Genomic DNA, 14,490 nt, shown 5'->3' with positions numbered 1-14,490 from the left:
CTCAACCTCGCGAAGCCCCTCGCCGTCCTACGGTGAGGGGCTTTCGCGCTCCCGCCATGTACGGTCGGACCGGAACGACTCCAGGGGGGAGTGGTGGGGAGAGACGGGGGAAGAGGACGGATCATGTCGCGAGTGCCAGGGTGGCTGGACCGGCTCGGCGCCGGACTGACCCGGATGAGCAGGCAGTTGGACCAGCGTCGTGCCGAGGCGGAGGGGGAGGACCCCGAAGCCCACGACGCCGTACCGGGGCACGCCCCGGACCACGTGTCCTCGCCGGACGCGGACCACGGGTCCGCCGGGCACGGGCACACGCTCGTGGACCACACGCCGGTTCTCCGGGAACGGCCCGACCCCGCGCAGGCGGTGCCGTGGGGCATGCGGGTCGCGGCGGAAGCCGGATGGCGGCTGCTGGTCCTCGCGGGCACCCTCTGGGTGCTGATGAAGGTGATCAGCGCCGTACAGCTGGTGGTGCTGGCGTTCGTGGCCGCGCTGCTGATCACGGCCCTGCTCCAGCCCTCGGTGGCGTGGCTGCGGCGGCGCGGGGTGCCCCGTGGGCCGGCCACGGCGCTGACCGCCATCCTCGGCTTCGTGGTGATGGGCCTGATCGGCTGGTTCGTCACCTGGCAGGTCATGGAGAACATCGACAACCTCTCCGACCAGGTCCAGGACGGCATCGACGAACTGCGGAACTGGCTGCTGAACAGCCCCTTCCACGTCACCGACAAGCAGATCAACGAGATCGCCAAGAACCTGCGCGACGCGGTGGGGGCCAACACCGACCAGATAACCTCCGCAGGACTGGAGGGCGTCACGGTCGTCGTCGAGGCACTCACCGGCATCCTGCTGGCCGCCTTCTCGACGCTGTTCCTCCTCTACGACGGCAAGCGCATCTGGCAGTGGACGCTGAAGCTGGTGCCGGCCGCGGCCCGGCCGGGCGTCGCCGGTGCCGGTCCGCGCGCCTGGCGGACGCTGACCGCGTATGTGCGCGGCACGGTCGTGGTCGCGCTGATCGACGCCATCTTCATCGGCCTCGGCATCTACTTCCTCGACGTGCCGATGGCCGTGCCGCTGGCCGTGTTCATCTTCCTGTTCGCCTTCATCCCGCTCGTCGGCGCCGTGGTGTCGGGCGCCCTCGCGGTCGTCGTGGCGCTGGTGACGCAGGGCATGTTCGCGGCGGTCATGACGCTCGTCGTCGTGCTGGTGGTGCAGCAGATCGAGGGCCACATCCTGCAGCCGTTCATCCTCGGGCGCGCGGTGCGGGTCCATCCGCTGGCCGTGGTGCTGTCGGTGGCCGCCGGCGGCATGGTGGCCGGCATCGGCGGCGCGGTGGTCGCCGTACCGCTGGTCGCGGTGACGAACACCGTCGTGGGCTATCTGCGGGCCTACTCCCGCGAGGCCGCCGTGCGGCAGGCGCCCAGGCCGCGCGGCGCGACGTCGACGGACGCGTCCCCGGCGGCGGAACCGCGGCCGGAGCCCGCCGCCGAGGCCGAGCCGTCACCGGAGGCGCCCCCGGCCTAGCGACGCGAAGGGCCCCGCTCACCAGGACGGTGAGCGGGGCCCTTTTCGCCGGGTACGGCGGGACTACTGGGCGAGAACCGCCTCGGCGTCCAGCGTGGCGCCGACGGCCTCGATCACCGCGGCGATCTTGAAGGCCTCCTGGATGACCTCGCGGTCGATGCCGGCCTTGCGCAGCACCTGCTCGTGCGAGTCCAGGCACATGCCGCAGCCGTTGATCGCGGACACCGCGAAGGACCACAGCTCGAAGTCGACCTTGTCGACGCCCGGGTTGCCGATGACGTTCATCCGCAGACCGGCGCGCAGGGTGCCGTACTCGTGGTCCGACAGCAGGTGCCGGGTGCGGTAGAAGACGTTGTTCATCGCCATGATGGCGGCGGCCGACTTGGCGGCCGTGTACGCCTCCGGCGTGAGGTTCGCCTTCGCCTCCGGCTCCAGCTCGCGCAGCACGATCGGGGAACGCGAGGCGATGGCGGTCGCCAGCACGGTGCCCCACAGCTGCTGCGCCGGGAGGTCGGAGTTGCCGATGACCGAGCCCAGGTTGAGCTTCAGGTCCTTGGCGTAGTCCGGTATGGCGGACTTCAGGGAGTCGAGGGACATGTCAGATCACTCCCCGGCCAGCAGCGCGACCGGGTCGAGGGTCTCGTCGCCCTTGCTCCAGTTGCACGGGCAGAGCTCGTCGGTCTGCAGCGCGTCGAGGACCCGCAGGACCTCCTTGGGGTTACGGCCGACCGAGCCGGCGGTCACCATGGTGAACTGGATCTCGTTGTTCTGGTCCACGATGAACACGGCGCGCTTGGCGAAGCCGTCCTCGCCCTCGATGCCGAGGTCGCGCATCAGCTCGTGCTTGGAGTCCGCCATCATCGGGAACGGCAGGTCGGTCAGGTCCGGGTGGTCCTTGCGCCAGGCGTGGTGGACGAACTCGGAGTCGCCGGAGAAGCCGAGGACCTGGGCGTCACGGTCGGCGAACTCGTCGTTCAGCTTGCCGAAGGCGGCGATCTCGGTCGGGCACACGAAGGTGAAGTCCTTGGGCCACGCGAAGATGACCTTCCACTGACCCTCGTAGGTCTTGTGGTTGATCTGCTGGAACTCCTTGCCCTTCTCCAGCGAGACGCAGGCGGTCAGATCGAACTCGGGGAACTTGTCACCGACAGTGAGCACGCGCTCTCCTTGCAGCGAAGAAACACCCGTTTTGCGAGTGTTTCCCATGGGTTGGACGTTATTGATGTTGGCACACAGTGCATTGATTAGTGAAATAGCTACACTCGGTCGAGTTGATCGGAGGTGGCTATTAGTGACCGGTAAGAAGAGGCAGCCCAGCCTCGCCCAGCTGCGGGCCTTCGCTGCGGTCGCCGAGCATCTGCACTTCCGCGATGCCGCCGCCGCGATCGGCATGAGCCAGCCGGCGCTCTCCGGCGCCGTCTCGGCCCTGGAGGAGGCACTCGGTGTCACCCTCCTGGAGCGTACGACGCGCAAGGTGCTGCTCTCACCGGCGGGGGAACGGCTCGCGGTGCGGACGAAGGCGGTCCTGGCGGAGGTCGGGGCGCTGCTGGAGGAGGCGGAGGCGGTACGCGCGCCGTTCACCGGGGCGCTGCGGCTCGGCGTCATCCCGACGGTGGCGCCGTATCTGCTCCCGACGGTCCTGCGGCTGGTCCACGACCGTTACCCCGACCTCGATCTCCAGGTCCACGAGGAGCAGACGGCGAGCCTGCTGGACGGCCTCGGGTCCGGCCGCCTCGATCTGCTGTTGCTGGCGGTGCCGCTCGGTGTCCCCGGCGTCACCGAACTCCCGCTCTTCGACGAGGACTTCGTGCTGGTCACCCCGCTCGACCACCGGCTCGGCGGCCGGGAGGGCATCGAGCGCGGCGTGCTGCGCGAGTTGAACCTGCTGCTGCTCGACGAGGGGCACTGCCTGCGCGACCAGGCCCTCGACATCTGCCGGGAGGCCGGCCGCGCGGACGTCCCCGCGACCACGACGGCGGCGGGCCTGTCGACGCTGGTGCAGCTGGTGGCGGGTGGCCTCGGCGTGACACTGCTGCCGCGCACGGCGGTCCGCGTGGAGACGTCCCGCTCCACCCAGCTGCTCACCGGCTCCTTCGCCGACCCGGCCCCCACCAGGCGCATCGCCCTCGCCATGCGCACGGGCGCGGCCCGCGCCGCCGAGTACGAGGAGCTGGCGGCGGCGCTGCGGGAGGCGATGGAGGACCTTCCCGTGCGGACGGTCCGCGGCTGACGGGCGCACCGGCGGGACCGCCGGCCCCGTCCGGACGCGCGGACGGGCACGGGGTGCGTGCCGCGTCCGGGCTCGGGACGGACGGGACTACTCGGTCCGCAGCCCCTCCGGGCGCATCAGGCGCAGCAGCGGCGGCAGGCTGGCCAGGGTCACCACCAGGACGACCGCGGCGCCGATGCCGGTCATCGACAGGACTCCGATCCAGTCGACGGCGACCGGGGTGCCCGTCATCTTCAGCAGCACCGTGCCCAGCGTCAGGCCGACCACCGCGGCCAGCACCAGGCCCAGCGCGATCGGTATCGCGGTCTGCCACAGCACCGACAGGCTCAGCGTGCGGCGCCGGGTGCCGAAGGCGACCAGGGACGACAGCAGCTTCCTGCGCTCGCGCAGCTGCTCCAGCTGCGAGACCAGCAGGCTCGCGCCGATCAGCGCCAGCACGCACGCGGCGCCGACGAACAGACCCGTGCGGATGGCGTCGAACCGGTCGGTGCGTTCGGTGGCCGTCCAGACCATCGGGTACGCCAGCGGGTCGACGGACGCCGCGGTGTTCCGCACCCGGTCGTACACGTCCGGCACGGACTCGTCGAGCCGGAGGTAGGCGTGGCCCTCCAGCGCGGGGGCGAGCGAGTCCGGCAGAGCCTTCGGGGTGATCAGGAACCCCCCGCGGTCGATCCCGGCGAGCAGGCCACGGCGCGGCGCCGCCTCCTTGACGCCCGGCGGCACCTTCCAGGGGATCTCCCGGCTCTTCGGGCTGCCCTCGTACGACGGGTCGAGGTACATCGTCCGCCCGCCCTTCGCGAGCGCCATCACATCGACATCGGCGTCCCACTCGGCGCCGCGCACGGCGAACACGTCACCGTCGCGGCACGAGGTCAGCGTCGCGATCTCGCGCAGCGCCACGCAGTCGCCCACGGTGAGCGTCGTCGAGTTCTCCGGGTCCTTGCGCCGGTCGCCGGCGTAGCCCTCGGAGTAGGAGAAGACGGCCTCGACACCCTGGGTGGCCCGGAGCTTCCCGGCGGCCGCGTCCACCGGTGTCCCGGTCGGCAGGGCCACCTCCATCTGCGCCTGCGTGACGTCCTTCCCGGTGCTCTTGGTGTAGTCGTCGTCCACGCCCGCGAACAGCATCTGCAGCGCGATCGCCCCGGCGACGGCCACGGCGATGCCGTTGACCATGCGGGCCGCCGTACCGCTGCTCAGCTGCAGCCGGCGCACGGCCAGCTGCCAGGACACGCCGCCCCGGCCGAGCCGGGCGACGACCGTCTCCACGATCCACGGCAGCAGCGCGGTGACGCCGACCAGCAGCAGGACGACGCCGCCGGTCACCAGGTACTGGTTGAAGTCCCCGTTGCCGCGGCCCTTGCCGATCATCGGGTACAGCATCGCCAGGCCGGCCACCGGCAGCAGCAGCCGCCACCACAGCCGTCGGCGCGCGGGCTTCGCCGTCCGCACCACGCCGAGCGGCTCGATGACCACCCCGCGCAGGGCGAACAGCGTCACCAGCACCGCCGCCGCCGGTACCGCCACCGCCACCAGCAGCGCCAGCAGCGGGGAGGGGTTCAGGTAGCTCGGGAAGACGCTGATGCGGAACACCTCGGCCGTACCGGCCAGCTGGCGTCCGATCATGAAGAACCCGGCACCGAAGAGGAGTCCGAGCACCGCGCCCGCCAGCGCCTCGCCGGCCGCGATCCGCCGGGTCATGCGGCTGTCGGAGCCCACCAGCCGCAGCGCGGCGAGCCGCCGGTCGCGCCGCTCGCCGCCGAACCGCACGGCGGCGGCGATGAACACCGCGACCGGCATCAGCAGCACCACGAAGACGACGAGGACGAGCAGCAGCAGCACGGGGTCCGACTGCTCGGGCCCCGGGTCGGGGTCGCCGAAGTGGTCGATCCGGACGATCCGGCCGCTCTCGATGCGGGGCGCGAGGTCCTCGGCCCCCCGGAAGAAGGCGAGCTCGTGCGAGCCGATCAGCCCGCTCTCCCCGATCGTGCCGGTGATCCGCTCCGGCAGCCGTTCCCGCAGCAGCTTGCCGGAGTCCGACTTCAGCAGCTCCTTGAGCGCGGGGGACACCACCATCTCGCCCACGGCCGGGAACTTCTCCACCCCCGGCGGCAGCGGTGCCCGCGGCCCCTCGGCCTCCAGGGCGCGGCCCCGGACGGTGTCGTCGCGGAAGTCCGTGTCGACGTCGGCGACGATCAGGGTGTCGTCCGCCTTCGGCGTCCGCCCGTAGTCGAAGGTGATGTCGGTGCGCGCGGCCTCCCGCTCGTGCCGGACGGTCAGCGCGTTCGGCAGCGCCGTCGTCAGCAGCAGCAGCGCCACCCCGAGGCCGACGCCGACGGCCGTCAGCAGGGCCCGGGTCCAGCCCTCGCGCCCGCCGGTGAAGGCGAACCGGAAGCCCATGCCCAGGTCCGCGGCCCAACGGCGCCCTCTCATACGGCCCGCTCCATGTCCCGGGACTTCCCGTCCCGTACGACGACCTCGCGGTCGGAGTACGCGGCCACCCGCGCCTCGTGCGTGACCAGCACGACGGCGGCGTTGGTGGAGCGGGCGGCGTCCGTGAGCAGTTCCATCACACGCTCGCCGTTGAGGGAGTCCAGCGCGCCGGTCGGCTCGTCGGCGAACAGCACGCGCGGGTTCGTGACCAGCGACCGTGCCACGGCGACGCGCTGTCCCTGGCCGCCGGAGACCTCGCCGGGCCGCTTCTTGCGCAGGTCGTCGACCTCCAGCCGCTCCATCCAGGCCAGCGCGGCCCGCTCGGCCTCCTTGCGGGAGGTGCCGTTCAGGCGCAGCGGCAGGGCCACGTTCTCGACGCAGGTCAGCTCCGGCACGAGCTGCCCGAACTGGAACACGAACCCGAACTCCGAGCGGCGCAGCGCACTGCGCTGGGAGTCGGTCATGCCGGACAGCTCCCGCCCGTCGTACGTGATCGTCCCCGAGTCGGGGGTCACGATCCCGGCGAGGCAGTGCAGCAGCGTCGACTTGCCGGACCCGGAGGGGCCCATCACGGCGACGACCTCGCCCGGATGGATGGAGAACTCGGCGCCGTCGAGGGCGAGCGTCGGGCCGTAGGCCTTGGTCAGCTTCTCGGCCGAGAGCAGGGAACCTGCGGGAGCGGTCATCGGGCCACCACCTCACGGAGCTTGTCGAGGCGCGCGGCGGTGAGCTCCAGCCAGCGCAGGTCGGCCTCGAGATGGAACAGGGCGTGGTCGCAGATGAGCTGGTCGGCGAGGTCGCCCTTGCGCTTGCGGTCGGTGAGGATGCGCATGCTGCGCAGGTGCTCCGAGCGCTGGGTGTCGAGGATGTCGGCGGCGTCGCGGTGGGTGAGCAGCGCGAGGACGACCTTCGTGTACAGCGTCGACTGGAGGTACGGCTCGGGCTTCTCCGGCGTGGCGAGCCACTGCTGCACGTCGGTGATCCCGGCGTCGGTGATCGCGTACCGCTTGCGCTCGGGACCGCCGCCCGCCTCGATGCCGTCGACCACGACGAGGCCGTTCTTCAGCAGGCGGGACATCGTCGAGTAGACCTGGCCGTAGTGCAGCGGCCGGTCATGACCGAACTTCTCGTCGAAGGCACGCTTCAGGTCGTAACCGTGGCGCGGCCCGGACTCCAGGAGTCCCAGGAGGGTGTGACCGATGGACATGCCCGCACTCTACACACGGTGTATACGCGCCATGTATACGCGGGGTGCAGAGACCCTGGCACGGGGTGCGGGACCGCAGGTCGGGGCCGAATGTCACGGTTCCGCTACGACAGTGGCCGCGCCCCCGCGATCACGCGGCGGCGCGGCCGGTCACGGCGGTGGCGCCGCGCCCGGACCGCGCCGCGGAGGGCGCCCCCGGCGCGGCAGCGGCCCGGCGTCCCCGGGCAGCCGGCCTGCCTCCGCGAGCGCCCTGCGCAGCAGGAACTCGATCTGGGCGTTGGCCGAGCGCAGCTCGTCGCCCGCCCAGCGGGCCAGCGCCTCGTACACCTGCGGGTCCAGCCGCAGCAGCACCTGCTTGCGCTGCTGCGGCCGGCGCTTGGGGGCCGGGCCCTCGGACGAAGGCGTGCCCTCGGGCGGGGTCGTCACTGGTAGAGCGTCCCCGTGTTCAGGACCGGCTGGGCGGCGCGGTCACCGCACAGCACGACCATCAGGTTGGACACCATCGCCGCCTTGCGCTCGTCGTCCAGCTCCACGATGTCCTGCTCGCTGATGCGGGCCAGCGCCGCCTCGACCATGCCGACCGCGCCGTCCACGATCTGCCGCCGCGCCGCGACCACCGCGCCGGCCTGCTGCCGCTGGAGCATCGCCGACGCGATCTCCGGCGCGTACGCGAGGTGCGTGAAGCGGGACTCGATGATCTGCACGCCGGCCGCCTCCACGCGCGCGTGCAGCTCGACGGCGAGCTTCTCGGTGATCTCCTCGGCGTTGCCGCGCAGCGAGAGTCCGTCCTCCTCGTGGGCGTCGTAGGGGTACTCGATGGCGATGTGCCGCACGGCCGCCTCGGTCTGGGTGGAGACGAACTCGATGTAGTCGTCCACCTCGAAGGTGGCCTGCGCGGTGTCCTCCACCCGCCACACCACGACCGCGGCCAGCTCGATCGGGTTGCCGTAGGCGTCGTTCACCTTGAGGACGGCCGTCTCGTGGTTGCGCACCCGCGTCGAGATCTTGGTGCGCGAGGTGAACGGGTTCACCCAGCGCAGCCCGTCCTGCCGGATCGTCCCCCGGTACCGCCCGAAGAGCTGCACCACCCGGGCCTCGCCCGGCGCCACCATGTTCAGTCCGCACATCGCCAGGAACGCCGCCAGGGCGATCACGATGCCCCCGACGATCAGCCCGGCCTTCGCGCCGGTCGCCGAGACCGCCGTGGCGGTGACGATCAGCCCGGCGCCGACGAGCAGCCCGAGCAGCCCCAGCAGCAGCGCCAGCCCGCCGCCGATGCTGGGCGCCTGGGTCTCCCGCACCCGCGGTGCCGGCATCTGCGGCACGTCGGCTTCGACCTGCGGTGTTTCTCGTACGGACATGGTGGTCCCCCGTTCTCGCGAGGTGCGCTCGCACGCACTCCGATGATTGCTGCGGTCTATCTAAGTGATAACACTTTTCCCTGTCATGACAACCCTCAACCCCTCTCGGACGTCGGTTCCCTTGGAACGGGTGCTGATTCTCACGTCCGTACAAGGGCGGATCCGCAGCCGTTTGCCATATCTCCCGGTGTTAGCTTTCTGAGCTGACCTGAGCGGCGAACCTGTGTGACGGGTGAGCACACACGACCGAATCGGAGCGGATCGGACCCATGGGACGAGCGGAAGAGAGAAGAGCGCGCCAGCGCGGTGGCCGCCGCGCGGCGCCGAGTCGACGCCGCTCCTCACCGACGGCCGACCGGAGTCTCATACGCCGGCTGTTCACCTGGAAGAAGATCCTCGGCACGTTCTTCGGCGTGATCCTGCTCGGCATGGGCGCCTTCATCGTGCTGTACATGGTGATCGACATCCCCGAGGGGAACGCCGACGCCCAGCGGCAGGGCAACGTCTACAAGTACAGCGACGGCTCGATCATGGCCCGCAAGGGCTACAACCGCGAGATCGTCGACCTGGCCAAGGTCCCCAAGGACGTCCAGCACACCTTCGTCGCCGCCGAGAACAAGACCTTCTACAAGGACTCCGGCGTCGACCTCAAGGGAACCGCGCGCGGGGTGCTCAACACGCTCTCCGGCAAGGGGGCGCAGGGCGGTTCGACGATCACCCAGCAGTACGTCAAGAACTACTACCTGACCCAGGACCAGACCGTCTCCCGCAAGCTCAAGGAGCTGGTCATCTCCCTGAAGCTCGACCGGGAGAAGCCCAAGGACTACATCCTCGCCGGATACATCAACACCAGCTACTACGGCCGTGGCGCCTACGGCATCCAGGCCGCCGCCCAGGCCTACTACCGCGTCGACGCCGAGGACCTGACGGTCGAGCAGGGCGCGTACCTCGCCGCGCTGCTCCAGGCGCCCAACCAGTACGACTGGGCGATCGCCAGCGAGACCGGCAAGAAGCTCGTCCAGGAGCGCTGGAACTACGTCCTGAACAACATGGTCGAGCAGAAGTGGCTGGACAAGGCCGACCGCCAGGCCATGACGTTCCCGGTCCCCAAGGAGCCCAAGCCGGCACCCGGGATGGAGGGTCAGACCGGTTACCTGGTCGAGGCGGCCAACACGGCGCTGAAGAAGCAGCTCGTCGCCGGCGGCACCGCCGAGGACATGAAGCAGGCCGAGGCGATGGTCGAGGAAGGCGGCTGGACCGTCACGCTCAACGTCGACAAGAAGAAGCAGACGGCGCTCGAGAAGGCCGTCAAGGAGCAGCTGACCAGTAAGCTCGACCCGGCCAAGCGCGACGTGGACGCCGACGTCCAGGCCGGCGCCGTGTCCGTCGACCCGAAGACCGGCGCGGTCGTGGCGATGTACGGCGGCGTGGACTACGTCAAGCACTTCCGCAACAACGCCACCCGCGACGACTACCAGCCCGCCTCCACCTTCAAGCCGGTCATCCTCGCCGCCGCCGTGGACGAGGACGCCGAGACGCAGGACGGCGTGCCGATCACGGCGAACACCATGTACGACGGCACGAGCAAGCGCCCCGTGGTGGACGGCGGCCAGGAGGTCGGCTTCGCCCCCGAGAACGAGGACGACGCCGACTACGGCCCCATCGACGTCCAGGAGGCGATGAACAAGTCGGTCAACTCCGTCTTCGCGCAGATGGGCGTCGACGTCGGCATGTCCGAGGTCGTGGACGTGGCCGGCAAGCTCGGCATGGAGACCGAGGGCATGGAGGCCGTCCCCGCGCAGACGCTGGGCAGTATGGGCGCGAGCCCGCTGGAGATGGCCGGCGTCTACGCCACCCTCGACAACCACGGCAAGAAGGTCACCCCGGCCGTCGTGAAGTCGGTCGAGCACAACTCCCGCAAGGTCGAGTTCCCCGACCCGATCGGCGACCAGGTCATCAGCCGCGAGGCCGCCGACACGGTGACGTCCGTGCTGACCGGCGTGGTCGACGACGGTACGGCCAAGAAGTCCGTGCGCGACAACCCGATGCGCGACGGCCAGCAGGTGGCCGGCAAGACCGGTACGTCCGACAACAACAAGTCGGCCTGGTTCACCGGCTTCACGCCCGGCCTGGTCACCTCCGTGGGCCTGTTCGGCGAGGACTCTAAGACCTTCGCCCAGGTACCGATGTACGAGGCGGGCGGCCAGCCCCGCGTCAACGGCGGTGGCTTCCCGGCGCAGATCTGGGCCGCGTACACCTTCGGCGTGATGACGGACGTCGCCGAGTTCGACCTGGAGACCAAGCAGGGCGCCGCGGTGCAGCCCACCACCTCGCCCACGGTCAGCGAGTCGCCGTCCGAGTCGCCCTCGGAGGAGGAGACGGCCGAGGAGACGCCGACCGAGGAGCCGACGACCGAGGAGCCGACCGAGGAGCCGACGACCGAGGAGCCGGAGGAGTCCCCGTCGATGTCCCCGTCCAACAGCCCGTCGACCCAGCCGCCGACGGGCGGGGTGTCCACGGAGCCGGAGGACCCGCTGTTCCCGGACAACGACCGGCGCGAGCAGTAGCCCGCAGGCCGTCGGCAGGTACGTGAAAGGGCGCCCGGTGCTTCACCGGGCGCCCTTCCGCTGCCTCTAGCCCCGGTTCAGCTCGAACCAGACCACCTTCCCGGTGCTCAGCCGGGTCGCGCCCCAGCGCCGGGCCAGCCGGTTCACCAGGTACAGCCCGCGCCCGCCCTCGTCCGTGGCGCGCGCCTGCCGCAGCCGCGGCAGCTGCGGCACGTCGTCGCCGACCTCGCAGCGCAGCACGTCGGTGCGCAGCAGCCGCAGGGTGACCGGCTTGGTCGCGTACCGCACGGCGTTGGTCACGACCTCGCTGACCAGCAGCTCCACCGAGTCCGTGAGCTCCTCCATGCCCCAGCGGCCCAGGGCGCGCCGGGCCAGGCGGCGGGCCTTGCCGGGGGCCGCGTCCTCCGGCTCCAGGGACCAGTACGCCACGTCACTGGGCGCGATGCCGTCGAACCGGGCGGCGAGCAGCGCGATGTCGTCGTCCCGGTCGCCCGGCCCGAGCATGTCCAGCACCTCGTCGCACAGGGCTTCCAGGGGCGGCGGATGGTCCGGCCCGGTGAGCTGCGCGGTCGCCGCGAGACGCTCCCGCAGCTGCTCTATGCCGGTCCACACGTCGCGCAGGCGGGACTCGACCAGACCGTCCGTGTAGAGCAGCAGGGTGGCACCCGCCGGGGCGTCCAGCTCCACCGCCTCGAAGTCCACGCCTCCGACGCCGATCGGGGCGCCCGCGGGCACCCGCAGCACCTCGGCACGGCCGCCCAGGTGCAGCAGGACGGGCGGCGGGTGACCGGCGTTGGCGACGGTGATGCGGTGCGAGACCGGGTCGTACACCGCGTACAGGCAGGTCGCCATGCGGTCGGTGCCGAGGCGCTGGGCCTGCTCGTCCAGGTGGTGCAGCACCTCCTGCGGGGGCAGGTCGAGCCCGGCCAGGGTCTGCGCGGTGGTCCGCAGCTGGCCCATGATGGCCGCCGACGTCATCGAGTGGCCCATGACGTCCCCGACGACCAGCGCGACCCGGCTGCCGGGCAGCGGGATCGCGTCGTACCAGTCGCCGCCGACCCGCGCCGTCTCGGCGGCCGGCAGATAACGGGAGGCCAGCCGTACGCCGGTGCAGCGCGGCAGGTTCTCCGGGAGCATCGTGCGCTGCAGCTCGTCGGCGATGTACGCCTCGCGCCCGTACAGCACCGCCTTGTCGATGCCGAGCGCGCTGTGCGTCGCGAGCTGGGCGGCGACCAGCAGGTCGTCACCCTCGAAGGCGATGCGCTCCGGGCCGCGCAGGAACAGGGCCGCCCCGATCACCCGGCGCCGGCCGCGCAGCGGCGCGAGGATTGCGCGCCGGCCGCCGGGCACGGCGAACTCGCCGCCGTCGCCGAGCAGGTCGGGCAGGGCGGCACGGGCCGCGGGGGTGTCCGTGAAGACCGGGCGGACCCCGCGCAGCACCTCGGCGAGCGCGCTGCCGGGCCGCACCTCGCACAGCTCGGAGCCGACGGCCTCCAGCTCGGAGGGCTCGGGCTGGGCGGCGGGCAGGAAACCGCCCTCGGTGTCCCGCTCGGCCGGTATCCGGTCGGTACGGCGCAGCCGCAGCACCAGGGGGCCGGTGGGCCGCTCGTCGCCGACGGGCAGCGGCTCGCGCAGATAGACGAGGATGGCGTCCGCGAAGGTGGGCACGGTGGCCCGGCACAGCCCCATGACGATCTCGTCCAGGTCCATGCCCCGGGCGATCCGCCGGGTCGCGGCGCCGACGAACCGCAGCCGGTCCCCGTCCCGCCGCATGGGCGTGGGCCGTCCCGGCGCGGTGGGCTGCCCGGTACGCCGGTCCGGCTCCGGGGACGTGTCACGGCCGTCCTGCCCCGCCGGCGCCCCCGACCCGCCCGAGGCACCGCCCGGCTGGAGCGGGACGCCCTCGGTCGTGGGCCGCGGGCGGTGGGTGTCGGGCTCGGCGGAGTGCTCCGCGCCCGGCTGGGAGTGCTCGAAGGCGGCCGCGCCGGGGACGGGCGGCGTCTGCCCGGTGCGCCCCTGTGCCGGTAAGGCGGCCTCGGGGGCCCGCGGCGGCACGGGGGCACTGAGGAACGCCCCGCGGGAGTCCGTGGGGTCGGCGCCCGTCGGGGGGCGTTCGAAGGAGGTCGGGTGCTCCGTCACGCGTGTCGAATCCATCCGTCCGGGACTGCGCGCGGCGCGTGCAGTTCGTCCCGCAGAAATCCCGATACCCGCAAGACGGGCCCCAGGAACGGAATTCCCGCGTGGTCAGAGGCTGTTCCTGTGCCACCGGCGGGCCGTTCACGACCCGTGCCGGTATTGCCCTCGTACCCCTCGCTCACGTCCTGCCGCCCCTCGGTGACGATCGGTCAAGCACAGTGCACGCTCCGCCGGTTGCCGCTGCGCACCCTTGCGGAGGACGATCCTACGTTTCTTGCCCGGGGGCGCATCAAGGGTCTCATGGGGACACGTGCGCGGGAGTGCGATCCCAGTCGCCGGGCAGCGACGGTACCGGCCAGGACGGATCCGGTCGCCACTGTTCCCAGCCGTCCGAGAACGGCGGCCCCCAGGCCCGGATCACCTCGACCGCCGCGCGTCCCGCCCGGCGGACCTGCTCGGCGAGGCCGGCGTCCACCAGCCGGTCCCGCTGGGCCTGCGCGAACTCGTCCTCGTCCCGCCAGCGCCAACTGCGGTCCGGCTGCACGGTGATGTCCAGAAAGTGATCCTCGGAGTCGACGCCGCCCTCCCAACGGGTCAGCGGCTCCTCCAGGTTCACGTACCAGTTCTTGAACACCCAGCCCGGGTCCCAGAACAGCCACACCGACCAGGGGTCACCGGGCCGGGCCAGCTTCAGCACACCGGTGCCGAACCAGCGGTCGCGCTGCACGGTGCGCGGCTTGGTGTAGCGCGACCCCAGCGGCTCCAGGTGCACGGGCGTGCCGTCGGCGAGCACCGGCTTCACGCACTCGGTGCCGGGCGCCATCCACACGGCGAGCAGGTCGGCGTCGTCGCGGACGACGGTCACGGGGCGCGCGATGTGGACGTGCCGGCCGCCGTTCTCCCGGTACCGCCACAGGATGTGACTGCCGGGTGCCCAGAATTCCGCCGGGGCGGCCGGACCGCCCGCCCGTGCCGCCGCGTTCACCTCTTCACCGTCTGCCATGGACAGATATTAGGTGCCCAGGCCATCCGATGCGGGTG

12 protein-coding genes are annotated in these 14,490 nt (G+C 71.6%); 3 read left to right on the top strand and 9 right to left on the bottom strand.

The genetic code is table 11. The features are described 5' to 3' along the window. The first annotated feature begins 123 nt into the window (after positions 1-123). Positions 124-1,518: an AI-2E family transporter gene (locus IEZ05_RS05635; RefSeq protein ID WP_189228882.1), complete on the top strand. Its 1,395-nt coding sequence runs from the start codon at positions 124-126 to the stop codon at positions 1,516-1,518. Positions 1,519-1,581: 63 nt separating this feature from the next. On the opposite strand, the gene IEZ05_RS05630 is transcribed toward IEZ05_RS05635, so the two are convergent. Both IEZ05_RS05630 and IEZ05_RS05625 read right to left on the bottom strand, forming a co-directional pair. Then, on the bottom strand, positions 1,582-2,115 hold the full coding sequence (locus IEZ05_RS05630; RefSeq protein WP_161164848.1) for an alkyl hydroperoxide reductase: 534 nt from the start codon (positions 2,113-2,115) through the stop codon (positions 1,582-1,584). A gap of 6 nt (positions 2,116-2,121) precedes the next feature. Further along, on the bottom strand, positions 2,122-2,676 hold the full coding sequence (locus IEZ05_RS05625) for a peroxiredoxin (protein WP_189228881.1): 555 nt from the start codon (positions 2,674-2,676) through the stop codon (positions 2,122-2,124). 133 nt (positions 2,677-2,809) lie between these two features. On the opposite strand from IEZ05_RS05625, the gene IEZ05_RS05620 reads away from it, so the two are divergent. Further along, the gene (locus tag IEZ05_RS05620) at positions 2,810-3,748 is read left to right on the top strand and encodes a LysR substrate-binding domain-containing protein (protein WP_189228880.1); all 939 of its coding nucleotides are present in this window, start codon (positions 2,810-2,812) and stop codon (positions 3,746-3,748) included. An 87-nt stretch (positions 3,749-3,835) separates the two neighbouring features. Here the strand turns inward: IEZ05_RS05620 and IEZ05_RS05615 are convergent, their stop codons facing one another. From IEZ05_RS05615 to IEZ05_RS05595, 5 genes are all read right to left on the bottom strand, one after another. Beyond that, positions 3,836-6,178: an ABC transporter permease gene (locus IEZ05_RS05615; RefSeq protein ID WP_189228879.1), complete on the bottom strand. Its 2,343-nt coding sequence runs from the start codon at positions 6,176-6,178 to the stop codon at positions 3,836-3,838. After that, positions 6,175-6,864, bottom strand: a complete 690-nt coding sequence (locus tag IEZ05_RS05610) for an ABC transporter ATP-binding protein (RefSeq protein WP_189228878.1) — start codon at positions 6,862-6,864, stop codon at positions 6,175-6,177. The genes IEZ05_RS05615 and IEZ05_RS05610 overlap by 4 nt, the downstream gene beginning before the upstream one ends. Further along, entirely contained in the window at positions 6,861-7,385 is a 525-nt protein-coding gene (locus IEZ05_RS05605) for a PadR family transcriptional regulator (protein WP_189228877.1), read from the bottom strand. The genes IEZ05_RS05610 and IEZ05_RS05605 overlap by 4 nt, the downstream gene beginning before the upstream one ends. Positions 7,386-7,535: 150 nt before the next feature. Further along, the gene (locus IEZ05_RS05600) at positions 7,536-7,811 is read right to left on the bottom strand and encodes a type II toxin-antitoxin system antitoxin (RefSeq protein ID WP_189228876.1); all 276 of its coding nucleotides are present in this window, start codon (positions 7,809-7,811) and stop codon (positions 7,536-7,538) included. Then, the gene (locus IEZ05_RS05595) at positions 7,808-8,746 is read right to left on the bottom strand and encodes an SPFH domain-containing protein (protein WP_189228875.1); all 939 of its coding nucleotides are present in this window, start codon (positions 8,744-8,746) and stop codon (positions 7,808-7,810) included. Before IEZ05_RS05595 ends, IEZ05_RS05600 begins: the two co-directional genes overlap by 4 nt. A gap of 269 nt (positions 8,747-9,015) precedes the next feature. Here IEZ05_RS05595 and IEZ05_RS05590 point away from each other — a divergent pair, with 269 nt between their 5' ends. Beyond that, the gene (locus IEZ05_RS05590; protein ID WP_189228874.1) at positions 9,016-11,313 is read left to right on the top strand and encodes a transglycosylase domain-containing protein; all 2,298 of its coding nucleotides are present in this window, start codon (positions 9,016-9,018) and stop codon (positions 11,311-11,313) included. A 66-nt stretch (positions 11,314-11,379) separates the two neighbouring features. On the opposite strand, the gene IEZ05_RS05585 is transcribed toward IEZ05_RS05590, so the two are convergent. Together IEZ05_RS05585 and fomD are read right to left on the bottom strand one after the other, a co-directional pair. Further along, the gene (locus IEZ05_RS05585; protein ID WP_189228873.1) at positions 11,380-13,467 is read right to left on the bottom strand and encodes a SpoIIE family protein phosphatase; all 2,088 of its coding nucleotides are present in this window, start codon (positions 13,465-13,467) and stop codon (positions 11,380-11,382) included. 280 nt (positions 13,468-13,747) lie between these two features. Next, on the bottom strand, positions 13,748-14,452 hold the full coding sequence (gene fomD, locus IEZ05_RS05580; protein WP_189228872.1) for a cytidylyl-2-hydroxypropylphosphonate hydrolase: 705 nt from the start codon (positions 14,450-14,452) through the stop codon (positions 13,748-13,750). Between the last annotated feature and the right edge of the window lie 38 nt (positions 14,453-14,490).

This window comes from Streptomyces flaveolus (genome assembly GCF_014648815.1).
Classification (GTDB): domain Bacteria; phylum Actinomycetota; class Actinomycetes; order Streptomycetales; family Streptomycetaceae; genus Streptomyces; species Streptomyces flaveolus.
This window is presented reverse-complemented; position numbering and strand designations above follow the sequence as displayed.